21 protein-coding genes are annotated in these 22891 nt (G+C 65.7%); 9 read left to right on the plus strand and 12 right to left on the minus strand.

Going from position 1 to position 22891, the window contains the following annotated elements:
- Both EJC47_RS13890 and EJC47_RS13895 read left to right on the plus strand, forming a co-directional pair.
- A partial coding sequence (locus tag EJC47_RS13890) for a Ppx/GppA phosphatase family protein (protein ID WP_148110552.1) occupies window positions 1-827 on the plus strand: 827 nt, incomplete at its 5' end.
- Entirely contained in the window at window positions 824-1516 is a 693-nt protein-coding gene (locus EJC47_RS13895; protein ID WP_033964670.1) for an RlmE family RNA methyltransferase, read from the plus strand. The genes EJC47_RS13890 and EJC47_RS13895, both read left to right, overlap by 4 nt.
- A gap of 132 nt (window positions 1517-1648) precedes the next feature.
- Here EJC47_RS13895 and rpoZ read toward each other — a convergent pair whose 3' ends face one another.
- On the minus strand, window positions 1649-1993 hold the full coding sequence (gene rpoZ / locus EJC47_RS13900; protein WP_033964671.1) for a DNA-directed RNA polymerase subunit omega: 345 nt from the start codon (window positions 1991-1993) through the stop codon (window positions 1649-1651).
- 116 nt (window positions 1994-2109) lie between these two features.
- On the opposite strand from rpoZ, the gene EJC47_RS13905 reads away from it, so the two are divergent.
- Window positions 2110-3282 carry a phospholipase D-like domain-containing protein gene (locus EJC47_RS13905; protein WP_126848546.1) on the plus strand — a complete coding sequence of 391 codons (1173 nt, stop codon included), beginning with the start codon at window positions 2110-2112 and terminating at the stop codon, window positions 3280-3282.
- Complete coding sequence (locus tag EJC47_RS13910; RefSeq protein WP_126848548.1) at window positions 3279-4601, plus strand: MFS transporter; 1323 nt, start codon at window positions 3279-3281, stop codon at window positions 4599-4601. The genes EJC47_RS13905 and EJC47_RS13910 overlap by 4 nt, the downstream gene beginning before the upstream one ends.
- Here EJC47_RS13910 and EJC47_RS13915 read toward each other — a convergent pair.
- Window positions 4563-6851 (minus strand): CDC48 family AAA ATPase, encoded by a 2289-nt coding sequence (locus EJC47_RS13915; RefSeq protein WP_033966505.1) that lies wholly within the window; start codon window positions 6849-6851, stop codon window positions 4563-4565. The genes EJC47_RS13910 and EJC47_RS13915 overlap by 39 nt on opposite strands.
- A 368-nt stretch (window positions 6852-7219) precedes the next feature.
- Here EJC47_RS13915 and EJC47_RS13920 point away from each other — a divergent pair, with 368 nt between their 5' ends.
- Complete coding sequence (locus tag EJC47_RS13920; RefSeq protein ID WP_033966504.1) at window positions 7220-8110, plus strand: LysR substrate-binding domain-containing protein; 891 nt, start codon at window positions 7220-7222, stop codon at window positions 8108-8110.
- Window positions 8111-8241: 131 nt separating this feature from the next.
- Here the strand turns inward: EJC47_RS13920 and EJC47_RS13925 are convergent, their stop codons facing one another.
- Entirely contained in the window at window positions 8242-8712 is a 471-nt protein-coding gene (locus tag EJC47_RS13925) for a peptidylprolyl isomerase (RefSeq protein ID WP_033967243.1), read from the minus strand.
- A gap of 156 nt (window positions 8713-8868) precedes the next feature.
- On the opposite strand from EJC47_RS13925, the gene mgtE reads away from it, so the two are divergent.
- Entirely contained in the window at window positions 8869-10269 is a 1401-nt protein-coding gene (mgtE, locus tag EJC47_RS13930; RefSeq protein WP_126848550.1) for a magnesium transporter, read from the plus strand.
- 24 nt (window positions 10270-10293) lie between these two features.
- Window positions 10294-10713: a DUF1489 family protein gene (locus EJC47_RS13935; RefSeq protein WP_126848552.1), complete on the plus strand. Its 420-nt coding sequence runs from the start codon at window positions 10294-10296 to the stop codon at window positions 10711-10713.
- A 21-nt stretch (window positions 10714-10734) separates the two neighbouring features.
- Here EJC47_RS13935 and EJC47_RS13940 read toward each other — a convergent pair whose 3' ends face one another.
- The 6 genes from EJC47_RS13940 to EJC47_RS13965 form a co-directional block, all read right to left on the minus strand.
- A complete protein-coding gene (locus EJC47_RS13940; RefSeq protein WP_126848554.1) occupies window positions 10735-11415 on the minus strand; it encodes a GIN domain-containing protein in 681 nt (226 codons plus the stop codon).
- Window positions 11416-11458: 43 nt separating this feature from the next.
- Entirely contained in the window at window positions 11459-12202 is a 744-nt protein-coding gene (locus EJC47_RS13945) for a head GIN domain-containing protein (RefSeq protein ID WP_312845346.1), read from the minus strand.
- A 124-nt stretch (window positions 12203-12326) separates the two neighbouring features.
- Window positions 12327-12860 carry a CarD family transcriptional regulator gene (locus EJC47_RS13950; RefSeq protein WP_010161421.1) on the minus strand — a complete coding sequence of 178 codons (534 nt, stop codon included), beginning with the start codon at window positions 12858-12860 and terminating at the stop codon, window positions 12327-12329.
- A 243-nt stretch (window positions 12861-13103) separates the two neighbouring features.
- Window positions 13104-13445 carry a ferredoxin FdxA gene (fdxA, locus tag EJC47_RS13955; protein ID WP_033967381.1) on the minus strand — a complete coding sequence of 114 codons (342 nt, stop codon included), beginning with the start codon at window positions 13443-13445 and terminating at the stop codon, window positions 13104-13106.
- 33 nt (window positions 13446-13478) lie between these two features.
- Entirely contained in the window at window positions 13479-13781 is a 303-nt protein-coding gene (locus EJC47_RS13960) for an RNA-binding S4 domain-containing protein (RefSeq protein ID WP_033967383.1), read from the minus strand.
- A gap of 25 nt (window positions 13782-13806) precedes the next feature.
- On the minus strand, window positions 13807-16338 hold the full coding sequence (locus tag EJC47_RS13965; protein WP_126848556.1) for a helicase-related protein: 2532 nt from the start codon (window positions 16336-16338) through the stop codon (window positions 13807-13809).
- A gap of 269 nt (window positions 16339-16607) precedes the next feature.
- Here EJC47_RS13965 and EJC47_RS13970 point away from each other — a divergent pair, with 269 nt between their 5' ends.
- On the plus strand, window positions 16608-18074 hold the full coding sequence (locus tag EJC47_RS13970) for a M23 family metallopeptidase (RefSeq protein WP_126848558.1): 1467 nt from the start codon (window positions 16608-16610) through the stop codon (window positions 18072-18074).
- Window positions 18075-18082: 8 nt separating this feature from the next.
- Here EJC47_RS13970 and EJC47_RS13975 read toward each other — a convergent pair whose 3' ends face one another.
- Complete coding sequence (locus tag EJC47_RS13975) at window positions 18083-19732, minus strand: ATP-binding protein (RefSeq protein WP_126848560.1); 1650 nt, start codon at window positions 19730-19732, stop codon at window positions 18083-18085.
- Window positions 19733-19901: 169 nt separating this feature from the next.
- On the opposite strand from EJC47_RS13975, the gene EJC47_RS13980 reads away from it, so the two are divergent.
- Window positions 19902-21161 carry an HD-GYP domain-containing protein gene (locus EJC47_RS13980; RefSeq protein ID WP_126848562.1) on the plus strand — a complete coding sequence of 420 codons (1260 nt, stop codon included), beginning with the start codon at window positions 19902-19904 and terminating at the stop codon, window positions 21159-21161.
- Window positions 21162-21204: 43 nt separating this feature from the next.
- Here EJC47_RS13980 and EJC47_RS13985 read toward each other — a convergent pair whose 3' ends face one another.
- Window positions 21205-21927 carry a TIGR02186 family protein gene (locus EJC47_RS13985; protein ID WP_409574487.1) on the minus strand — a complete coding sequence of 241 codons (723 nt, stop codon included), beginning with the start codon at window positions 21925-21927 and terminating at the stop codon, window positions 21205-21207.
- A 38-nt stretch (window positions 21928-21965) separates the two neighbouring features.
- A complete protein-coding gene (locus EJC47_RS13990; RefSeq protein WP_126848566.1) occupies window positions 21966-22880 on the minus strand; it encodes a sulfite exporter TauE/SafE family protein in 915 nt (304 codons plus the stop codon).
- Window positions 22881-22891 lie beyond the last annotated feature (11 nt).

Below are 22891 nucleotides of genomic sequence, written 5' to 3' on the forward strand. Positions count from 1 at the left end.
GCCTGGCAAGTTCGGGACGCTTGAGCGACGCTGCGATCGAACGCACCATCGCCGCGCTGAAAATCTGCGCGGACAAATTGAAACGCCGCAACGTCACCCTGTCGCGCGCGGTGGCCACCGAGGCCTGTCGCCGCGCCAGCAACGGAGCCGAGTTCATCGCTCGCGCTTATGCCGAAACCGGGATTTTGCTCGACGTTATCACCGCCGAGGAGGAGGCGCGGCTCGCGGTGCTCGGGTGCCATGCGCTGATCGAGCCGGGCGAAGACCCTGCGCTCATTTTCGACATTGGCGGCGGATCGACCGAACTGGTTCTGGTCGACACCCGCGGCCCCGACCCGAAGGTGCTGGACTGGCACAGCGCGCCATGGGGCGTGGTCTCGTTGACCGAAAGCGCCGGCCATGGCGACGGGCCGGAGGGCCGCGCGGCCGCTTATGCCCGCATGCGCGCGCTGGTTACCGAAAGCATGGCCCCCTTTGCGGCGCGGCTGCCACGCGGCATCGCGGTGCCGCGCCTGCTCGGCACATCGGGAACCGTCACCACGCTGGCAAGCGTGCATCTCGGCCTGTCGCATTACGACCGGGCGCAAGTGGACGGTTTGATCGTCCCCGCCAGCGCCATGCGGCGCATCAGTACCGAGCTTGCGGAAATGGACTTGCGCCAGCGCGCGCAATTGCCCTGTATCGGGTCGGAACGCGCCGATCTGGTCGTCGCTGGTTGCGCCATTCTGGAAACCATTCTGGACTTGTGGCCGGCCGAACGGCTCGGCATCGCCGATCGCGGCATTCGCGAGGGCATTCTTCGACGCTTGATGGGAAATGGTGCATGAGCCGGGATGGTGGCGGCCTGAGGGTCCGCGTGAAGACGGCACGCAAGCGCACCGCGCAATCGACGCGCTGGCTCGAGCGGCAATTGAACGACCCGTATGTGAAGCGCGCCAAGGCCGACGGCTTTCGCAGCCGCGCGGCCTATAAATTGAGCGAGCTGGACGAACGCTTCGCCTTCCTGAAGGGCAAGCGCCGCGTGGTCGATCTTGGCATCGCGCCGGGTGGCTGGTCGCAAGTGGTGCGACGGCTGGTGCCCAAGGCGGCGATCGTCGGGATCGATTTGCTCCCGGTCGACCCGATCGACGGCGTCACGATATTTCAGCTCGATTTCATGGCCGATGTCGCGCCCGAGCGACTGATGGCGGCGCTCGATGGCGCGCCCGACCTTGTGCTGTCGGACATGGCGGCCAATACCGTCGGCCATCCCCAGACCGATGCCTTGCGCACGATGGGCTTGGTCGAGGCGGCTTTGGCCTTTGCCATTGACGTGCTGGAGCCCGGCGGTGCCTTTGTCGGCAAGGTCTTCGCAGGTGGTGCTGACACCGCCCTGGTGGCGGAGATGAAGCGCAATTTCGCGACGGTGAAACACGCCAAGCCCGCCGCCAGCCGCAAGGCGTCGAGCGAATGGTATGTGGTGGCGCAGGGTTTCAAGGGTCGCGCCAAGGCCGCGACGGAACCAGACGAGGCGTGATCTGGGAGACGTAAATACGGTGTGGCAAACCACGCCGTCGGACGGCAAACGCGGGAACACGCCCCGCGCTACCGCCGTCCGCCACTTGGGTGACCCGCGTCTAACGCAAAGCGTCAGGCGCGGGCGTCATACTCAGCCTTCGTAGTCCGCGCCGAGATTCTGGTTGCGCGGGGGAGCCGCTGCGGTGAGGCGCAGCGCTTCGGCTGAAGCCGCCAGCGAACCGACCGCATCGGCAACATCGTCATCGTCCATCTGGACGCGCTGCAGACCGGAGACGACCGATTCCTGCAGATGCGCGGGCTGCACCAGCTCCTCGGCGATCTCGCGCAGCGCGACGACCGGGTTCTTGTCGCGATCGCGATCTAGCAGCAATTCAGCACCACCCGAAATCTGCCGCGCGCGCTGGGCGGCGAACAGGACGAGATCGAAGCGGTTGGGAATCTTGTCGACGCAATCTTCGACAGTGACGCGCGCCATGAACGGCTTCCTTGCTTGTACGACGATAGTCGGAAAGGCGGCGATTTAGGCTGGAAGTGCGCGGGAGTCAAGGAAAGCGGGTTGCATCCCGCCAGCGGCCCCGCCAGAGCAGGCGGATGGAGAGCCCGCGCGAACAACCGACCTTCACGGTCGCTGGCAACCGCCTGACCATGCTCGATACGGGTCCGCGACGCCTCGACACGCTGATCGCGCTGATCGACGGTGCCAAACACACGCTGCGCATCCTCTACTACATCTATGTCGATGACGCGGCCGGGGCCAAGGTGCGCGGCGCGATGATCCGGGCGGCGGCGCGCGGGGTGAAGGTATCGCTGGTGGTCGACGGCCTGGGCAGCGAAGTCGCCGAGAGCCATCACTTTTTCGAACCGCTACGCGAAGCCGGCGTCGAGGTCTGTCGCTTCGTGCCGCGCTGGGGCAGGCGCTATCTATTGCGCAATCACCAGAAATTGGCGCTGGCCGATGGCGAATCCGATCAAGCGCGCGCCATTATCGGCGGCTTTAACGTCGAGGACAGCTATTTCGGGACACCCGCCGAGCAGGCATGGCGCGACCTCGGTTTGCTGGTCGAAGGGCCCGCCGCGCAGCGCATCACCGGTTATTTCGATGCGCTGGCGCGCTGGGCCAAGCGGCCCAAGCCTCCGTTGCGCGCACTGCGCCGTGCGCTGAAGACGTGGAGCGAGCCAGATGGCAGCGTGCGCTGGCTGTTCGGCGGCCCGACCCGCAGGCTGTCTCCCTGGGCGCGCGCGGTGAAGCGCGATCTCGAAGCCGCCCAGCGCGTCGATCTGATCTCCGCCTATTTCGCGCCGAGTCCGGGGATGCTGCGGCGGCTCGACGCGGCCGGGCTGCGCGGCCGGGTGCGGATCGTGCTGGCGTCCAAAAACGATCACGGTGCCGCGATTTGGGCGTCGCGCTTCACTTATGCCGGGCTGCTGCGCAAGCGCGTGCAGATCTACGAATATCAGCCGACCAAGCTGCACACCAAGCTCTTCCTGATCGACGACGTCGTCTATATCGGCTCGGCCAATTACGATATTCGCAGCCTGTTCCTGAACCTGGAAATGATGCTGCGGATCGATGACCCGGCCTTTGCCGCGCATGTCCGCGCCTATGTCGATAACGAGGTGGGTGAATCCGAGCGGATCACCGCCGAACATTATCGCGCCACCACCGGCTGGTGGACTCGCACCAAGCAGGCCGCTGCCTTTTTCGTGATGACCGTGCTCGACTATAACGTCACCAAGCGGCTCAATTTCGGGCGCGAGCGGTGAAGCGGCAAGCGCGGATCGATCGCGATTTCGCGTTGCTGTTCACCGTCATGCTGACGATCGCGGCGGGCAACACCGCGCTGCAATCGGTGCTGCCCGCGCTTGGCCGGTCGCTGCGCGTGCCCGACAGCGCGGTGGCGGCGGCATTTTCGGTATCGGCACTGCTGTGGGTGCTGGCGGCGCCGTTCTGGGCGAAGCGGTCGGACCGGCACGGACGGCGCGCGATGATCCTGCTCGGCGTCGGTGGTTTTGCCGTGTCGCTGAGCGTATGCGGCGTGTTTCTCACCGCCGGGATCAATGGCTGGATCGGCGGGACGGCGGCGTTCCTGTGCTTCATCGTCGGGCGGCTGATCTACGGCACCTTCGGCGCAGCGGCACCGCCCGCCGTCCAGGCGTTGGTCGCAGGCAATACCTCGCGCGCGCAACGCACCAAAGCCCTGACGCTGTTGGGATCGGCCTTTGGCCTTGGGACCATCCTTGGCCCCGCCATTGCCCCCTACCTGATCCTCGGGTCGCTCGGCGGGGTCGAGATCGGGCTGGCGGGCCCGGCCTTCCTGTTCGCGCTGTTCGGGCTCAGCGTGTGGATCGCGGTGCGGCAGATGCTGCCCAACGACCTGATCCCGCAGGCGGGGACGCATGGCGCGGCCAATGCCTATCCTTCGATCGGCGGGCAAAGTTCGGGTGCGAGCATCATGGCGGCGACCGAGCCGCATAGCGAGCAAGTGGGCTATGCCGACCCGCGCATTCGCGGCTGGATGATCGCCGGTCTGATCATGGGCCACGGCCAGGCGATGACGGGGCAGGCGATCGGTTTCCTCGTGATCGACCGCTTGCATCTCGCCCCGGCGCTCGCGCTGCAACCGACCGGTATCGTGCTCATGATGGGCGCGGGCGCGGCGCTGCTGGTGCAATGGGGGATCATCCCCAATCTCGATCTGCGACCGCGCGCGATGATGCTGACAGGGCTGCTGATCGCGACGCTCGGCTGCGTGCTGACCGGGCTTGCGACGTCGCTCTACAGCATCGCCTGCGCCTATGCGCTGGCCAGCGTCGGCTTCGGCTTTACGCGTCCCGCGTTTACGGCAGGCGCGTCGCTCGCGGTCGGTCACAACGCGCAAGGGGCGGTGGCGGGGAAGGTCACCTCGATCAACGGTGCGGCGTTCGTGCTGGGGCCGTCGATCGGGGTGGGGCTGTATGAAGCATGGCACCCGCTGCCCTATCTGACAGCGGGTGCCGCAATGCTGCTGCTGTTCCTCTATGCCCGCCTCACCTTGCGCGAACCGTCAGCGATCTCCCTCGCGGGGGCGCAATTGCCCCGGTGAAACGAAGCCGATTGGCTGCAGCGACGCCGCATCCTGCTTCAGCCGCGTGCTCATCGATTCATATTCGCGTTCGAGCTCGGGCGTGACCGAGGCGCGCGATTCGCCGAGCGCGATCTCGAAATGCGCCATCGTCACCTGCGTGACGGCCAGCGATTCGCGCAAAGCGGTCAGCCCCGCGCGCCGCACGAGATCCTCGAGATCGGCTCCGGTGAAGCGATCGGTCCGTCGCGCGAGTTCGTCGAGATTGACGTCCTCGGCGATCGGCATCTTGGCGGTCTGGATCGCCAGGATGCGCGCGCGCCCGTCGAGGCTGGGCACGCCGACATAGATCAGTTCGTCGAAGCGGCCCGGCCGAAGCAAGGCCGGGTCGATCAGATTGGGCCGGTTGGTCGCGCCGATCACCACGACCGACTGCAATTCCTCCAGCCCATCCATCTCGGCGAGGATGGTGTTGACGACGCGTTCGGTCACTTGCGGCTCACCCAGCCCGCCGCCGCGCGCAGGCACGAGCGAATCAAGCTCATCGATGAAGATCACGCACGGTGCCACCTGCCGCGCGCGCGCGAACAATTTGGCGATTTGCTGTTCGCTCTCGCCATACCATTTGCTGAGCAGATCGGACGAGCGCGTGGCGATGAAGTTCGCCTGCGCCTCGCGCGCGACCGCTTTGGCCAACAAGGTCTTGCCGGTGCCGGGCGGACCGTAAAGCAGGAAGCCCTTGGCCGGGCGAATGCCCAGCCGCCGGAACGCATCGGGGTCCTTCAGCGGGAGTTCGACACCTTCCTTCAAGCGCATCTGCGCTGAATCGAGACCACCGACATCGTCCCAGCGGACGCGCGGTGCCTCGACCATCACTTCGCGCATCGCCGAGGGCTGCACGCGCTTCAGCGCATCGACGAAATCCTCGCGGGTCACGGCGAGCGTGTCGAGGATCTCGGGCGGGATCGTGCCCTCCGACAGGTTGAGCCGCGGCATCAGCTTGCGCACCGCCTCGATCGCCGCCTCGCGCGCGAGTGCGGCAAGATCGGCCCCGACAAAGCCATAGGTGGTGCGCGCCAGCTCATCCAGATCGACCTTGTCGCCAAGCGGCATACCACGTGTGTGGATGCCGAGAATCTCGCGACGACCGCGCTCATCCGGCACGCCGACGACGATTTCCCGGTCGAACCGACCCGGACGCCGAAGCGCCTCATCGATCGCTTCGGGGCGATTGGTCGCCGCGATCACCACGACATTGGCGCGCGCTTCCAGCCCGTCCATCAGCGTCAGCAATTGCGCGACCAGCCGCTTCTCGGCCTCACCCGACACTTGCCCGCGCTTGGGCGCGATCGAATCGATCTCGTCGATGAACACGATCGAGGGTGCCGCCTTGGCCGCTTCCTCGAACACCTGACGCAACTTGCCCTCGGATTCGCCGTACGCGGAGCCCATGATCTCGGGCCCGTTGATCAGGAAAAACTCGGCGGCGGATTCGTTGGCAACGGCGCGCGCAAGCCGCGTCTTGCCGGTGCCGGGCGGCCCGTGCAGCAACACGCCCTTGGGCGGATCGACGCCAAGACGCTGGAACAATTCGGGGTAGCGCAGCGGCAATTCGACCATTTCGCGCAACTGATCGATCGTCGGGCCCATGCCGCCAATATCGTCATAGGTAACGTCGGCGCGGCGCGCTTCCTTCGGCTCCTCATATTCGGGGCGAAGTTCAATTTCAGTATTTTCGTCCACATGCACCACGCCCTTGGGCACGGTGGAGATCACCGCGAGGCGGATTTCCTGGAGCGCATAAGCCGGCGCGCGCAGCATATTCTGCACACCGGGGGGCATGTTGTCGACGCGCTGCTGCCCTGCGGTTGCGACGACGTCGCCCTGCGTCAGCGGGCGGCCCAGGAAGGTGCGCTTCAACGCGTTGGACGAGCCCTGCAAACGCAGATTCTGCTGCGCCGGGGCAAACACCACCCGCGTCGCCGCCTTCGATTCGACACGGCGGATTTCGACGAAATCGCCCGACCCGACTCCCGCATTGGCGCGCTGAAGCCCATCGATGCGGATGATCTCAAGCCCTTCGTCCTCGGCATACGGCGCGACCGCGCGCGCGGGGGTGGAGGATTTGCCAACGATCTCGATAACATCGCCCTCGCCAAGACCGAGCGCGGCCAGCAGCGCGCGGGGCACGTGGGCGAGCCCGCGCCCGCTATCCTCGGGACGGGCGTTAGCGACCTGCAATTTCCGAATCGGCGTCTCGACGTCCGCCATAGATCTGTTCCTCGCTTAAACCCGTCGCTGCGCAGGGCAGTCGGCCAGGTGTTGAGCGCGCGAGATAGGAACGTGGTTCCACAAATGCGAGAGCGCGGGCGAAGTCGTTACGGAAGGCGTTGATAAAACAAAAAAAGGGCCGACCCTGTGAAGGATCGGCCTTGAAAGTTTTAGGAGAGGATGCCTGAAAGGCACCCCCTATGTGCCGTGCGGCGTTCCATGTTGCAAGTGCGAAAGAACCGATTGCGATTGCGCTTTCTGCAATCGGTGCTTTTCTTTTGCAGTCGAGAAATGATAGCTTTCGAGCGAACGGTATTTTGGTGCGCTGCACAAGATAGCGCAACCATAAGGGAAGAGGCCATTCCATCATGCGGAGATTGCCGCCATTGACCGCAATCGAGGCGTTCGTGCAGGTCGCACGGACGGGGTCGATCAAGGCTGCATCGCAGGAACTCGCTTTGTCGCCGCCCGCGCTCAGCCGCCGCATCCAGGCGCTGGAGCGCTTCATCGGACGCCCGCTGTTCGAACGACGCCATCAGGCGGTGGTGCTGAACGCCGACGGCGACCGCCTGCTGCAGCAGATCGCGCCGGCGCTCGACCAATTGTCGGACGCGGTCGAAATCATGACCAGCAATACCGATGTGCTGCGCCTGCGGCTTGGCATCTTGCCGCTTTACGCGTCGCAACGGCTGTTTCCGCGCTTGCCCGAGCTGCGCGCCAAGCACCCCGAACTGCATCTTGACGTCGATACCGCGCAGCACGGCCTTGCACGACTGGGCGAAGGACTGGACGCGGTGATCGCGCTTGCGCGCGAGATCGACCCGACGCTTTATGCGCGGCGGCTGGATCGCAATCAGGTCTATGTCATCGGCGCGAAGCAGCTGCGCGAAGGCGCGGACCCGATCGTCCGCCCGGAACAGCTTGCTGGCCTGACCGCGCTGGTCCATCGCGACATGCCCGATACGTTCAGCGCCTGGCGCGCGGCAGCGGGACTGACCGACCTGGAACCACTCGCGATCGACCATTTCGATTCGGGAGCGTTGATGCTGGAGGCGGCTGCGCAAGGGCTTGGCATCGCCTTCATGCACGCCAGCCATTTCGAGGATGCGCATGACGACCGGCTGGTGCGGCTGTTCGATATTCCGGTGGAAAGCCCGTACAGCTATTGGTTCGCCTGCCGACCGCGCGCGCTGACGCAGCGGCCGGTCAAACTGTTTCACGACTGGCTGATCGACACCATCGCCGATCCGAGCGTGTAAATTTCCCTCTCCCCACTGGGGGAGAGGGTCGGGGAGAGAGGCCATCATGGGCGACAGCCCCTGATACTGCCCCTCTCCCGACCTCGCCGCGCTCGGCCACCCTCTCCCCGCAAGCGGGGAGAGGGAGATCGTTACTCGGCGCGCGCCTTCACGATCTTGCCGGGCTCGCGCGGCGGCTCGCCCTTGGGGAGCGCGTCGACATATTCCATGCCCGAGGTCACTTCGCCCCACACGGTATATTGGCCGTCGAGGAAACGCGCATCGTCGAAGCAGATGAAGAACTGGCTGTTGGCCGAGTTCGGGCTCTGCGCGCGCGCCATCGACGCGACACCGCGGACATGCGGCTCCTTCGAGAATTCGGCGGCGAGATTGGGCTTGTCCGACCCGTGCATGCCGGTGCCGGTGGGATCGCCACCCTGCGCCATGAAGCCGGGGATGACGCGGTGGAACACGACGCCGTCGTAAAAGCCGTCATTGGCCAGCTCGGCAATCCGCGCGACATGGTTGGGGGCGAGATCGCCGCGCAACTTGATCACGACATCGCCGCCTTCGCCATTTCCGGTGTCGAGCGTCAGGGTAAGGGTTTCGGGAAGTTCGGCCACGGAGGCTCTCCTGCTATTATCCGTAATGGTCCGCCGTAGCGATGCCGGGCACGGCTGGCAAATGCGCAACCGCCCCAGAGGCGGGGGTCGCGTTCGCTTGGCTTTGCGGCGGGGCGAGGCTACACCGCCATGGTCGCGTGGCTGAGGAGGTCTGACATGAGCGAGACCGACCTGCCCGAAACCGACGTCGATACCGCGCAGCTCGACGAGGACGACCGGCTCAAGCCCGAATTCGTCCGCTCGGTGCTCGATGCGGTCGAGGATGGCGACGCCGAGGCCGCGCGCGCGCTGGTCGAGCCGCTCCACCCCGCCGACATTGCCGATCTGTTCGAGCTGACCCCGCACGAACTGCGCGCCGCGCTCGCCACCGCGCTCGAAAACCTGCTCGACGGCGACGTGTTCGCCGAGATGAACGATTATGTCCGCGAGGATTTGATCGACGCGCTGTCCGCCACGCAAGTCGCCGACATCGCCTCCGAGCTCGATACCGACGACGCGGTCGCGATCATCGAGGACATGGAGCCCGCCGACCAGCGCGAAGTGCTCCGCGCGCTCGACCCCGACGACCGCGCCGCGATCGAGGAGGCGCTGCGCTACCCGGAGGAATCGGCCGGTCGCTTGATGCAGCGCGAGCTGATCGCGGTGCCCGAACATTGGTCGGTCGGCGACGTGATGGACTATCTGCGCGGGCATGAGGAGCTGACCACCGATTTCTGGGAAATCTTCGTGGTCGATCCCGCGCACAAGCCCGTCGGCACCGTCGCTTTGTCGTGGATCCTGCGCACCCCGCACGGCATCGCCATCAGCGATGTGATGCAGCGCGAACAGACGTTGATCCCGGTCGACATGGACCAGGAAGAGGTCGCCTTACGCTTCCAGAAATATGCGCTGATCTCCGCTGCCGTGGTCGACCCCGCCGGGCGGCTGGTCGGCATGATCACCGTCGACGACGTGGTCCACATCATTTCAGAAGAAGCCGGCGAGGACATTCTGCGCCTGTCCGGCGCGGGCGACGGCGACATTAACGAACCGATCCATTTGACCGTGCGCACGCGCATCACCTGGCTGGTGGTCAATCTCGGCACGGCGATGCTGGCGGCATCGGTGGTGGGGCTGTTCCAAGGCGAGATCGGGCGCTTCGCCTTGCTCGCGGTGCTGATGCCGATCGTGTCGGGCATGGGCGGCAATGCCGGCACGCAGACGCTGGCGGTGATGGTGCGCGCGATCGCGACCAACCAGCTGACCAGCTCCAACACCGGCCGCATGATCTACCGCGAATTCCGCATCGCCGCCGCCAATGGCGCAATGCTGGGCGCGCTGATCGGGATCGGCACCCTGCTGATCTTCGGCAACGCCAATCTGGCGATCGTGATTGCGATGGCGATGGTCATCAACAATCTGATCGCGGGGCTGTCGGGCGTCCTGATCCCGGTGACGCTCGACCGGCTCGACATCGATCCGGCGGTGTCGTCGGCGGTGTTCGTGACGATGATGACCGATGTGATGGGGTTTTTCTCGTTCCTCGGGCTCGCCACGCTGTTCGGGCTTGGCGGTTAGCGCACGCCGCCCCATTTGGCGCAGATGCCGCTGCATTTAACCAAGGTCGCGTTCGGCGCGACCAGCCTCGACCATCTCGCCGAACGTTTGCGCCAGCGGGGCACCGAAGGTCCGGTCTTCCTCACCACGCGCTACCTACCCAAACGGCATGAGGAAATCGCCGGGGCGAGCGCCGATGCAGGCGGTTCGCTGTTCTGGATCATCAAGCACACGCTCGTCGCGCGCTCCCCGATCCTGGGCTTTGGCGAGGCGGAGGGCGGGCGTGTCGCGATCCATATCGACCCCGAACTGGTACTGACCGAAGGTCGCCCCAAACGCGCGCACCAGGGCTGGCGCTACCTTGAGGCGACCGACGCCCCCGCCGACCTTGGCGCAGGCGTGGTGGCGGGCGATGCGATTCCGGCGGCGCTGCTGGGGAAATTGTCGGCCTTGGGATTGCTGTAGGGGCTTGAGAAGCCCGCCCCGCTATTGCGCCACCGCCGCGCCACCACAGCTAATCGCGCCGCCCGCCGCCTTGGCCTTGCACTTGGGGCTGCCCAGCACCGTCACCGCGCCCAGCCCCGTGGTCACCACATCGGCGAAATAGCGCGCGCTGGCCGTGATCGGACCCGCCCCGCCATTGCGGATGACGATCTGGTCGGCGTGCAGCGCGGTCGCATCGATCGCGCCTGCGCCACTTGAGATGATCCGCACTTGCGCGCCGCGCCCACCCAGCGTCAGCGTGCCCGCGCCGATCAGCGTCACGTTGACCTGTTCGGCTTCGATCGCCGGCGCAACGATCGTGCCACCACCCGTGAGTTGTACGTCGACGCGTTGCGCGCGCAGCGGGCCGGTGATGTCGAGCTTGCCGCCCCCAATCACGGTCGCGCCGCGCAGATCGGTGGTGCGCAGATAGACGACCGCACCGCCACCCGCCGCGCTCCGGGGCCCGGCGCGGACGATCAGCGTGCCCGCCTCGACATGGACATCGACCGCGTCGGGCGCGCCGGTGATCCGTGCGCCCGGCCCGGCGCGCGTCGCCAAATGCACCTCGAACGGGCCGTCCACACGGACCCGATCGAATTGGGTGACAAAGGCCGTGCGGTCCGCCGCCTCAAGCGGGGCAGCGACGGCAAGCAGCGGCAAGACAAGCGCGAGACGGTTCATCGCCGCCGAGCATCCCCGCTCGTGCCGCCCCATGCAAGCGCGATCAGCCGCCGCAATGCACCTCGCCCGAGCCAATCTTGGTGGTGCTGCATTTGGCACTGCGGCCAAGATCGACATCGCCCGACCCGACCACCGAGACCGACGCGCTGCCAACCACCTCGGCGCGAACATCGCCCGATCCCGCCACCGATACGCTGGCGCTGCGCGCTTTCAGCCCGCCAGCCGCGACATTGCCCGATCCCGCGACGTCGACCGTCAAGCGATCGACCGCGCCCTTCGCGGCGATATCGCCCGACCCGGCGATCGACAGCTTCGCGTGCGGCACCGTCAGTTGCGCGATGCTGAGCGTGCCCGACCCTGCGCTGTCGCCAGCAAAATCGCCACCCGCCACGCGGTCGATCGCCAGATTGCCCGATCCCGCGATTTGCGCGGCGGCGATGCGCGGCATCGTCACGAACACCTTGACGCTCTGATGCTGGCCACCCCAACTGAAGCCGCTATTGTGCTTGCGCCCGACCCGGAGCGTGTCCCCGACACGTTCGATCTTGAGCTTGTCGAGTTCGGCGCTCGGGCCCTCGGCGCGGACCGAGAAAGCTGGGCCGACGCGCACATCGACATCATCCGATCCACGCAGCGCGACCCCCGTGAAACCGGCGACCGCGAAGGTCCGCGCAGTACCGGTGCCCGTGGCGGGTACGCCGGGGCCGCCATCGTCTCCATCAACCGAGCAGGCCGCCAATGGGGCGGCAGTCAACAGCAAAGCGGGGAGCAAGAGGATGGCGCGCATGAGGGTCTCCTGTGTGTTGTCGCAACAATACACCCCTGGATCGGCTGCGCAACAAAAAAGGGCGGCTGTCGCCAGCCGCCCTCTTTCGAGATTCCGTCGCCAATGCGAATCAGGCCGGGGCGGATCAGGCCGGGGCCTTGTCCTTATTGTGGATCGCGGCGGCCTTGCGCAGGATTTCGAGGATCTTTTCCTGTGCGGTCGGCTCGTCGACCTGCTCCATCGCGGCGAGTTCGCGGGCGAGACGGCTGGTCGCGCCTTCGAAGATCTGCCGCTCCGAATAGCTTTGCTCAGGCTGGTCGTCGGCGCGGAACAGATCGCGGACCACTTCGGCAATCGACACCAGGTCGCCCGAATTGATCTTGGCCTCATATTCCTGGGCGCGACGCGACCACATCGTGCGCTTGACGCGGGGCTTGCCGGTCAAGGTTTCGAGGGCTTCCCGCAGCGTCTTGTCGCTGGACAGCTTGCGCATGCCCACGCTTTCGGCCTTGTTGGTGGGAACGCGCAACGTCATGCGTTCTTTTTCGAAGCGCAGCACATAGAGCTCGAGTTGCATCCCGGCGATTTCCTGCCGTTGCAGCTCGATCACACGGCCAACGCCGTGCTTGGGGTAAACGACATAATCGCCGACGTCGAAGGACAGCGCCTTGGCAGCCATTCCGTAAGACCTTTCTGTGGACCGGGGTTCCCGGGGCAGCGCGTCCGCAGCAGCAAGGCTGACGGGGCGCATGCAGGGTTTTGAGTGTATACGTCTCCGTGCCGGATTTGCGCGCGACGGCGCTTCCGTACGATCCTTTTAACAGAGTCGTAATAAAATTACCAGCCAAACGTCGCTCCATGCGCGGCGTTAACGCTCAAAGGCGTGGCGGGTTGCCTATCCTGCTACCCATTTTGGGACGGATCAGTCGCCCGCGCCGGGCTCGGCCGAGAAATATTTGTCGTACTTGTCCGCCTCGCCCTTATGCTCATCGGCATCGGCGGGGGTCTGGTCGGCCTTGCGCGTGACGTTGGGCCATTGCGCGGAGAAGGTCGCGTTCAGCTCCAGCCAGGTCTCGACGTCCTTTTCGGTGTCGGGCAGGATCGCTTCGGCCGGGCATTCGGGCTCGCACACGCCGCAATCGATACATTCGCTGGGGTTGATGACGAGCATGTTCTCGCCCTCATAGAAGCAATCGACCGGGCACACCTCGACGCAATCCATGTACTTGCACTTGATGCAGGCATCGGTGACGACGTAGGTCATTGAAACACTCCCGGAGCAACGAACCGGTTGCTGCTATGCCCGAGCGCTTCCGCCGTCAACGCCTGCGCGCATGGAAGGCGCATTTTCGAGCAGGTCGACATAGCAAGCGCGGGCTTCGTCCGCCGGACCACGGCGCAGCGGCAGCGCCTCGACGCGCAACGCGCGAACGCGTCCGCCAGGGGTGACGAACGCAATGACACAGCCAATGCGCACCGGCGCGGCGGGCTTGTCGATCGCGCGGCCATCGAGCCGAACATGCCCGCTTGCCGCCATCGCCTGTGCCAGGCCGCGCGTCTTGGCGATCCGCGCGAACCACAAGAAGCGGTCGATCCGCATCATGCCCTGCGTCGCCGCCAAGCGGTTACACCGCCAGATCCGCCAAAGCGGCAAACGCCCCGGCCATGGCGGTGTCGCGCGGCGGCGGCGTGGCGCGCACCGTCGGCAGACCGCGCCAGGTCCACAAGGCCGCCGTATCGGACCCCGGGGCCGGGCGGAACCCGAACCCGGCCATCAGCCGCTCAAGCGTCGGGCGTGTCAGCCCCATCGACAAAGCGAGCGCGGAATCAAGCGCGAACGGCTTGCGACCCGACGCCCCGCGCGCGTCATGCGCGGCGCGCGCGATCCGCTCGACCAGATCGATCCGCACCGCCTGTGCTGCGACCGGGCGATAGCCGTGATCGAGCGTTGCGCCAGGGGCCCCGCGCTCCAGCACGCTCGCGCCGTCGCGCGGCCCCGCTTCCACTGCGGCACCGGCGCGCGCCGCACGCAACACGCGCCGCCAGCGCGCCGGGGCGGGCTTCAGCACACGCGCATCGAACACGTCGAGCGCGCCGATCGTCACCCCGGCCCCGCGAAAGGCCTTGCGCGCGACACCGTCCAGACCATCGAGCGACACCGCGATATCGGCGCGCGCCACCATCCCGCCACCCGCGACCAGCGCCGCTGCAACCGCGCGAGAGGCGGGGCTGGCGGCAGGATCGCGCTGCACCGAATCGAGCAGCGCCAGCCCCGGCAGCGCGCGCCGAAGCTGCCCCGACAACCAATCGCCGAGCCGCGTCGCGATACGCCCGCGCAGCTCGACCGTCAGACATTCGAGCGCTCGGTCAAGGACCACGCGCGGGCGCATCAGCGATGCACCGGGGCCGAGCGTCGCCACCGGCAAAGCGCGCCACAGCAGCGTCGGCACCGCGCCTGCGTCCATCACCACCATCAGATCGGCATCGGTCGCATCGGCCAGCGCCAGCCCCCGCCGCGTGCGCTCGTCGCCGAGGCGGCGCTCGGCGGCGGCGAGCAGCAGGCGCTTGTCGGCGGCGCGCGCATCGGCGGCGACGGTGAAGCGAAAGCCGTCGAGCCGCCCGATCGCATGATCCTCGACCAGCACTTCGCCCTCAGGCCCGATCGTCACCGGCAGCGCGCGCGGATCGGTGCCGATCTGGCGCATCAGCAAAGTGGTGCGCTTGTCGACGAAGCGCTGCGTGAGACTGGCGTGCAGCGCATCGGACAGGCGTTCCTCGACCGCGCTCGCCCGTGCCGACCAATGCGCCGGGTCGGCCAACCAATCGGCCCGGTTGGCGATGTAAGACCAGCTGCGCGCCGCCGCGATTCGCCCGGCCAGCGTCTCGACATCGCCCGCGACATGGTCGAGCCGGGCGATTTCGGCGGCAAACCATTCGTGCGGGACATGGCCCTTGCCTTCGCTGAGATAGCCCCACAGCCGCGCGACGAAACGGGTATGCGGATCGACCCCCAATTTGCGGAAATCGGGTACGCCGCACGCCGCCCATAACCGCGCGACCATCGCCGGATGCCGCGCGCGGGCGCGCACCCCCGGCTCCTCGGCCATGCGCTTGAGCACCGCGAGATCGACCGATTGCGGGGCCGCCCACAAGGCCGGATGCTGCGGGCGCTGTTCCAGGCTTTCGATCAGCGCATCGACGCTCGAATAATCGGGCTCGCCTTGCCGCCAATAGAGTTGTTCGAGCGGCGGGAAGCGATGTTCCTCGATCGCCAGCACCTCTTCCGGCGCGAACGCCCCCGGCCCTTCCTCGACCAGCGCGCCGAAGGTGCCGTCGCGCTGATGCCGCCCCGCGCGCCCGGCGATTTGCGCCATTTCGGCGATGCGCAGGCGACGCTGGCGGTGGCCATCGAACTTGTTGAGGCTGGCAAAGGCGACATGCGCCACGTCCATGTTGAGCCCCATGCCGATCGCATCGGTGGCGACCAGATAGTCGACTTCGCCCGCCTGAAACATCGCGACCTGCGCATTGCGCGTGCGCGGGCTAAGCGCGCCCATCACCACCGCCGCACCGCCGCGTAAGCGCCGCAGCATCTCGGCCACGGCATAGACTTCCTCGGCGCTGAACGCGACGATCGCCGAGCGCTTGGGCAAGCGGCTGATTTTCTTGGCCCCGGCATAGGTCAGCGTCGAAAAGCGCGGGCGGTTGATGATCTCGACCTTTGGCACCAGCGCCTTGAGCATCGGCCGCAGCGCTTCGGAGCCGAGCAGCATCGTCTCCTCCCGACCCCGTGCGCGTAAAATGCGGTCGGTGAAGACATGGCCGCGCTCTGGGTCCGCGCCCAGTTGCGCCTCGTCGAGCGCGACGAAGGCGAGATCCTTGTCGAGCGGCATCGATTCGGCGGTGCACAGGAACCAGCGCGCGTCCTTGGGCACGATCTTCTCTTCGCCGGTGATCAGCGCGACGCGATTCTCGCCCTTCAGCTTGACGACGCGGTCATAGACTTCGCGCGCCAGCAGCCGCAGCGGAAAGCCGATCATGCCGCTCGAATGGCCACACATCCGCTCGACCGCGAGATGGGTCTTGCCGGTGTTGGTCGGGCCCAACACTGCCGTAACGGGCACCGCCGCAGCGGCGCGGTCTTCGTTTCGTTGCATGACCCCTGCAACATCGCGTGCCACGGAGCCGCGCGCAACCGCTGACCGCAAGAATTATGGTAATCTAGGTTTATTCCCTTAACCATATCGAATTACGCACTTTTCCGTAAGTTCCATCCCTTCGCCGCATAGACCAAACGCTTCGCCGCGCCCTGCCCATTTCAACGGCTCGGTTAATTTGACTTTAGGCTTTGCCGGGCACAGTCCTACGCCTGATGCTGCGGGGCGGGTACTGGCGGCAGGTGGAATTTTCGGGGGCACCCTCAGCCTTGTTCTTGCGAAGCGATCATGACCTGGAACAGGCGGGCGGCACGGCGACGATGGCGTTCGGTCGAGCGATCGTCCCACAACCCGAACTGGGGCTGGTCGATCGACTGCGCGCCGCCGCGCTCCAGATCGACTGGGTGCCCGATCTCGGATCGCGAATCGGTTCGCTCGACTGGTGGCGCGGCGCAGCGACCTGCGCCGCCCTGTGCGCTGGCGCGATTGCGATCGCTCCGCCGATCGGTCGACCGTTGCTCGGCACCATGCCCAGCCCGCTTTCCGGCACCGACCGCGACGAAGCGCGCGCGCAAGCGATCGCGCCGATCGCCTGGGGTGGCGACAGCGGGCGACATATGGCGGCGAACGACCTCGTCGTCCCGCTGGCCGAAGCACCCGAACGCCCGATCGAGGATCGCACCGTCACCGTCGGACGCGGCGGCGGCTTTGGCGACATGCTGCAGCGCGCCGGCCTTTCCGAACGCGATGCGCAGGATGCCACCGCGCTGATTTCGTCCGCCGTGCCGCTCGGCGATCTGAAGCCCGGCACGCAAATCCCGATGACGCTGGGTCGGCGCCCCAACAAGACCGTCGCACGTCCGCTCGAAGCGCTGTCGGTACGTGCGCGCTTCGATCTCGAACTGACGTTGAAGCGTGTCGGCGGCGGCCTGACGCTCACCCGCCAGGCGATTGCGATCGACAATACGCCGCTGCGCATTCAGGGGCCGGTCGGGGGCAGCCTGTACCGTTCGGCGCGCGCCGCCGGTGTGCCGGTGAAGCTGGTCGAAACCTATATCAAGGCAATCGCCACCAAATTCGCGATCGGCCGGGTTTCCTCGGGCGACACCTATGATCTGGTGATCGAGCGCCAGCGCGCCGCAACCGGCGAGCAGCAGCTCGGCAATCTGCTCTTCGCCGGGCTCGATCATGGCGACAAGAAGACGCAATTGGTCAAATGGACCGACGGCACCTGGTATGAAGCCTCGGGCCAGGCCGAGCGGCAGGGCATGTTCACCATGCCGGTGTCGATGGCGCGGGTGACATCCAGCTTCGGAATGCGTTTCCACCCGCTGCTCGGCTTCACGCGGATGCACAAGGGCATCGATATCGGCACGCCGTGGGGCACACCGATCCACGCCCCCGCCGACGGCACCATCGTCTATGCCGGGCGCAGCGGCGGCTATGGCAATTTTATCAAGATGGCGCATGGCGGCAATATCGTCACGTGTTACGGCCATCTCAGCCGGTTCGCGACGCGGTCCGGGCAGCATGTCGCGCGCGGCCAGGTGATTGGCTATAGCGGCTCGAGCGGGCTGTCGACCGGCCCGCATCTCCATTGGGAAGTCATCCGCAACGGCGTCGCGGTCAACCCGCGCGGCTTCTCCTTCTCCAGCATTGCCACCCTGTCGGGCGAGCAATTGCGCCAGTTCAAGGCGAAAGTGGCGAGCCTGTTGGCGGTACGCCCCGGGGCGTAACGCCCGCGTTACCGCCCCTGCGCGCGCCAGCGTTTGAGCGTCCGCGCAATAATCTCGCCCTCTCCGCCGGTTTCCCGCCACAGCCGCGAGAAAACGGGGTCGTCCGATGCGGGGCGCTTGTCTTCGGCCAGCGTATCGAAGGCGACGCGGATCGGGATCGCGACGCCCTCGCCGCAGACGATCGCCTCGCGATTGCGCAAGGCGGGGATCGAATCGAGAAATCCGCGCGCACCCTCGGGCATCGCCGCGCGGACAAAGGCCTGGTCGCGATCGTTGTTGAGCCGCATCGCGATGATCGTGCCGCATTGCGACAGCACCCCCTCCGCCAGATCCGATGGCCGCTGGGTAATCAACCCCAGCGCCACGCCATATTTGCGGCCTTCCTTGGCGATGCGGCTGAGGATGCGTCCGACGCTCGAAAAATCGGCGTGCTGCCCGCTCGGAATGTAGCGATGCGCCTCTTCGCAGACGAGCAGGATCGGCCGCTGCGCCTCGCCACGCGACCAGATCGCAAAGTCGAACACCATCCGCGCCAGCACCGCCACCACCACCGAGGTAATCTCGCTCGGCACGCCCGACACATCGATGATCGAAATCGCCTTGCCGTCGCCGGGCAAGCGGAAGATCCGCTCGAGGAACGCGCCCATCGTATCGGCGACCAACATGCCCGAAAACATGAAGCCATAACGTGGATCGGCCTTGATCTCGTCGATCTTGGTCTTCAGCCGCAAATAGGGCGCGGTGTCGCCCGCCCGATCGAGCTTGCCCATTTCGAGCTGAATCAGGTTGGACAGGTCGCTCAGCAGATACGGCACCGGGGCATCGACCGTCAGCTTGCTGATTTCCTGCCCCAGCCGCCCCTTCGCGCGCGCGCCGAGCAGGCATTTGGCGAGGATGTCGGCATCGATTTGCCGTTCCGCCCCCGATGCGGTGACGAACACCTCGCAATGTTCCTCGAAATTCATCAGCCAATAGGGCATTTGCAGGTTGGACACGTCGTAGATCGCGCCATTGCCTTTGAAGGCTGCGGCATATTCGCCGTGCGGATCGACCATCACGATATGCCCCTGCGGAGCCAGCTCGCAAATGCGGTGGAGGATCAGCGCGGCCGCCGTCGACTTGCCCGTGCCGGTCGAGCCCAGCAGCGCGAAATGTTTGCCGAGCAGAGCATCGACATACAGCGCCGCGCGGATGTCGGGCGTCGGATACACGGTGCCGATCTCGATATTCGCGCGCTCGTCGGCGGCATAGATCTGCGTCAGATCGGCGGTGGAAACCGGATAGACCGGATACCCCGGCGTCGGATAGCGCGTGACGCCGCGGCGGAAATTATACAGCTTCCCTGTCAGCTTTTCCTCGTCGCCCTCGCCCAGGAAATCGACCTGCGCGGCAATGCGATCCTCATGCCCGTCGACCAGTTTCAACGAGCGGACATTGGCGATCAGCCACGCGCCGCCGACGCGCACCTTGATTTGGCTGCCGACCGAACCGGCGGCGGCGATAACGGCGTCGCTATGCCCCATCGTCCCTTCGAGCGCGACGGGATCCAGCATCACCATGCTGCTCGATCCGGCAATATCGAACACCATGCCAATGCACGGCACCGCTGCGAACGGCACGGTTTGGACAAAGGCGTTTCCGCCCGGCATCTCGGTCATTCGCGGCAGCCCCTGCTTGCGTCGGGGAATTCATGCAAGGCAACCGGTAAAGATTGGATGAGGACAGGCGCAGCGCCCGACGGGCCATCGGCATTTGTGCTCGCGTGGCGTCTGCGGGGGAACGCAATTTTAACCGATTCGCCCGCACCAATTATGCCGACGGAGAGTAATGCTCAGACGAATAACGCCCGATCAGATTAAAATCGGCATGTTCATTCATGCCTTCGATGAGTCGTGGCTGGAAAATCCCTTCTGGCTCACGCGCTTCCTCGTCAAAAATGCCAGCGATGTCGAACGTATCCGCAAAAGCGCCGTTCCATCGGTCGTGATCGACGAGCGACGCGGCCTGCCCTTGAAAGCCGCGAGTTCCGGGCGGGCCACCGCGACCGTTCCGACGCGTCCCGACCGGGGATCGCCGCCAAGGTCGCCATTGGCACAACAGCAGGCCAACAGTTTCGCCGAAGAGACGGAGCGCGCGACCGAAATGGTCCGGGCCGCGACCGACGAAATAAAATCTCTCTTCGACGCCGTCCACGGCGGAGATATTGTAAATATTTCTGCATTTTCAGCGACGGTTGTCGACATAATATCGTCGATTGAACGCAACCGTCGCGCGCTGATCGCCATTACGCGCCTCAAGTCACGCGATGTATATACCTACGTACACTCTCTCTCGGTTAGCGCACTCCTGGCCAGTTTCGGGCGCAGTCTGGGCATGACCGAGCAAGAGGTTTTCGAGCTCGGGCTCGCCGGTCTTCTCCACGACATCGGGAAAATCTTCATCCCCGATGCCGTTCTTCGGAAACCCGAATCCCTGACCGACGAAGAGTTTGCCGTGGTGCGCACTCACCCAGAGCGAGGCTATCACCTGCTCCGCCAGGACCCGACGACGCCCGCAGTGGTATTGGACGTCTGCCGCCATCATCACGAGCGGGTCGATGGCACGGGCTATCCGTTCCGGTTGAAGGGGGAGGCGATCAGCCGCGTGGCGCGGATGGCGGCCATCTGCGACGTTTACGACGCCCTGACATCCAACCGAGTCTATAAAAGCGCTTGGACGTCGCAGCAGGCCATCACCAAAATGCACCGTTGGGTCGGCCATTTCGATCCAGAGCTTCTGCTTTCCTTTATGAAAGTGATTGGGGTTTATCCGGCGGGATTGCTCATACGGCTGCCGTCCGATCGTCTCGCGGTTACCCTGTTGAACGGTCGCCGCGCATCGCGCGCCAAGGTGCGGGTGTTTTATTGTGCCCGGACCCGAACGCCCGTGCCGCTCCAGGATGTCTTCATCGAGGACAACCTTTCCCACGATGAAATTCTGAAGGAACAAGACCCACTCGATTGGGGCATAGCGAACTGGGCAGTGGTTGCGGAGCAGCTGATGGACGGGAAAGCCCCGCGCCTGCCCTCCAAACCCTTGTTTTCGTAACGTCCTCAAGCGAAGCGGACGGGGGAGAGGTGGCAACCCGCCCTCAGAACCGTCGCGCGATTACCCCCGCGCCCCAGCCGAACAGCACCGACAACGCCACGGCAACCAGCCCGTACAGCACCGATTGCCGATCCGCCGAGCGCGCGACGAACCGTTCGAAGCCCGATTTGCGGATGTCGATTTCGCGTGTCGCCACCGCCAGCACGCGGCCATCGCGGATCAGGAAGGTTTCCGCGGTGAAGCGCCCGACGGGCACCCGTGCGGGAATGGTGACGCGTGCACGATACAGCACGCCCTGGGTGATCTCGACCGCGCGCGGGGCTTCGACATACAGTCCAGTGCGCGCCTTCAGTTCGACCAGCCCGCGCGCAAAACGATCCTGTTCCTGTGTCGGCGCGCTGGAGGCGGGCGACAGTTGCAGGCTCGACAAGCCCAATTCGTAAATGGCGCGGGTGCGCGCATCGAGCATCCGCGCAATCGGCTTGGACGAGGCGATCGCGTAAAAACTGGGGGCGGACCGATAGCGCAGGCGACTGGCATTGACCCAGATCAGCCCGCCCAGTTTCTGCTTTTCGCGCACCAGGATCGATTGCACCGGCCCCTTCACCACCACCACGATGTCGGTCGGCTTATCGTCATCGGGCAAGCGTCCGCCGGGATAAAGGATCGCGCCGAACAGCAGCAAGTTCGCGCCGGTGAAGCTGTACTGAATCTCGATGTCGCGTTGCGACACGTCGGGTACCAGCACCGGCTTGGACTGCGCCATCAACAGCGGTGCCAACAGAGCCGCGATCCAGCCGCGCCTCACGACACTTCGACCGAATAGAGTTCATCGGGCCGCCAGCCGAGCCCCAGCGCAATCCGCCCCGCAACAAGCAACACGATCACCGCCAAAGCGAGCCGCAGATATTCGGGCTTCACTTTTGCGGCAAAGCGCGCGCCGATCTGCGCGCCCGCGACCGAGCCGAGCAGCAGCAGCGCCGCGAGTACGATATCGACCGCCTTGGTCGTCGTCGCGTGCACCATCGTCGCCATCGCGGTGACGAACAGCGTCTGGAACAGCGACGTGCCGACCACCACCTGCGTCGTCATGCCGAGCAGATACAGCATCGCCGGCACCAGGATGAACCCGCCACCCACACCAAGCAGGATCGTCAGGATGCCGACGCCGAAGCCAAGCAGCAGCGGAGCGAGCGGCGAGATATACAGCCCAGAGCGATAGAAGCGCGTCCGCAGCGGCAGCGACGCGACCAGCGGATGATGCCGCCGCTTGCGCGCCTTGGGAGCCAGCCCGAGGCGTGTCGCGCGAATCGCGCCCAGCGCCTCCTTCGCCATCATGCTGCCGATCGAACCGAGCAGCACGACATAGACGATCGCGATTACGGTATCGATCTGTCCGCTCGCCTGCAGCAAGCGGAACACCCAGCCGCCGAACACCGACCCGACCAGCCCGCCCGCGACCAGCACCCCGCCCATCTTGAAGTCGACGCCCTTGCGCCGGACGTGCGCGAACACGCCCGAAACGCTGGCCCCGGTCACCTGACTCGCAGCGGAGGCGGCGGCGACGGTTGGCGGAATGCCGTAGACGATCAGCAACGGCGTGGTGAGGAAGCCGCCGCCGACGCCGAACATGCCCGACAACAGGCCGACACCGCCACCCAGCAACACGATGACGAGCGCGTTGACCGAAAGATTGGCGATGGGCAGGTAGATGTCCATTGCCCGACAGC

Origin of the sequence: Sphingomonas sp. TF3, from assembly GCF_003985085.1 — a bacterium.
Lineage (GTDB): Bacteria > Pseudomonadota > Alphaproteobacteria > Sphingomonadales > Sphingomonadaceae > Sphingomonas.

Excerpts from the sequence above, each read along its gene's own strand:
- EJC47_RS13935 (WP_126848552.1), top strand. The coding sequence starts at position 10,294 with ATGCCGCTGCATTTAACCAAGGTCGCGTTCGGCGCGACCAGCCTCGAC.
- EJC47_RS13915 (WP_033966505.1), bottom strand. The coding sequence starts at position 6,851 with ATGGCGGACGTCGAGACGCCGATTCGGAAATTGCAGGTCGCTAACGCC.
- mgtE (WP_126848550.1), top strand. The coding sequence starts at position 8,869 with ATGAGCGAGACCGACCTGCCCGAAACCGACGTCGATACCGCGCAGCTC.
- EJC47_RS13945 (WP_312845346.1), bottom strand. The coding sequence starts at position 12,202 with ATGCGCGCCATCCTCTTGCTCCCCGCTTTGCTGTTGACTGCCGCCCCA.
- EJC47_RS13920 (WP_033966504.1), top strand. The coding sequence starts at position 7,220 with ATGCGGAGATTGCCGCCATTGACCGCAATCGAGGCGTTCGTGCAGGTC.
- EJC47_RS13980 (WP_126848562.1), top strand. The coding sequence starts at position 19,902 with ATGCTCAGACGAATAACGCCCGATCAGATTAAAATCGGCATGTTCATT.
- EJC47_RS13990 (WP_126848566.1), bottom strand. The coding sequence starts at position 22,880 with ATGGACATCTACCTGCCCATCGCCAATCTTTCGGTCAACGCGCTCGTC.
- EJC47_RS13895 (WP_033964670.1), top strand. The coding sequence starts at position 824 with ATGAGCCGGGATGGTGGCGGCCTGAGGGTCCGCGTGAAGACGGCACGC.
- EJC47_RS13950 (WP_010161421.1), bottom strand. The coding sequence starts at position 12,860 with ATGGCTGCCAAGGCGCTGTCCTTCGACGTCGGCGATTATGTCGTTTAC.
- EJC47_RS13985 (WP_409574487.1), bottom strand. The coding sequence starts at position 21,927 with ATGGCGCAGTCCAAGCCGGTGCTGGTACCCGACGTGTCGCAACGCGAC.
- EJC47_RS13975 (WP_126848560.1), bottom strand. The coding sequence starts at position 19,732 with ATGACCGAGATGCCGGGCGGAAACGCCTTTGTCCAAACCGTGCCGTTC.
- fdxA (WP_033967381.1), bottom strand. The coding sequence starts at position 13,445 with ATGACCTACGTCGTCACCGATGCCTGCATCAAGTGCAAGTACATGGAT.
- EJC47_RS13965 (WP_126848556.1), bottom strand. The coding sequence starts at position 16,338 with ATGCAACGAAACGAAGACCGCGCCGCTGCGGCGGTGCCCGTTACGGCA.
- EJC47_RS13905 (WP_126848546.1), top strand. The coding sequence starts at position 2,110 with ATGGAGAGCCCGCGCGAACAACCGACCTTCACGGTCGCTGGCAACCGC.
- EJC47_RS13960 (WP_033967383.1), bottom strand. The coding sequence starts at position 13,781 with ATGCGGATCGACCGCTTCTTGTGGTTCGCGCGGATCGCCAAGACGCGC.
- rpoZ (WP_033964671.1), bottom strand. The coding sequence starts at position 1,993 with ATGGCGCGCGTCACTGTCGAAGATTGCGTCGACAAGATTCCCAACCGC.
- EJC47_RS13940 (WP_126848554.1), bottom strand. The coding sequence starts at position 11,415 with ATGAACCGTCTCGCGCTTGTCTTGCCGCTGCTTGCCGTCGCTGCCCCG.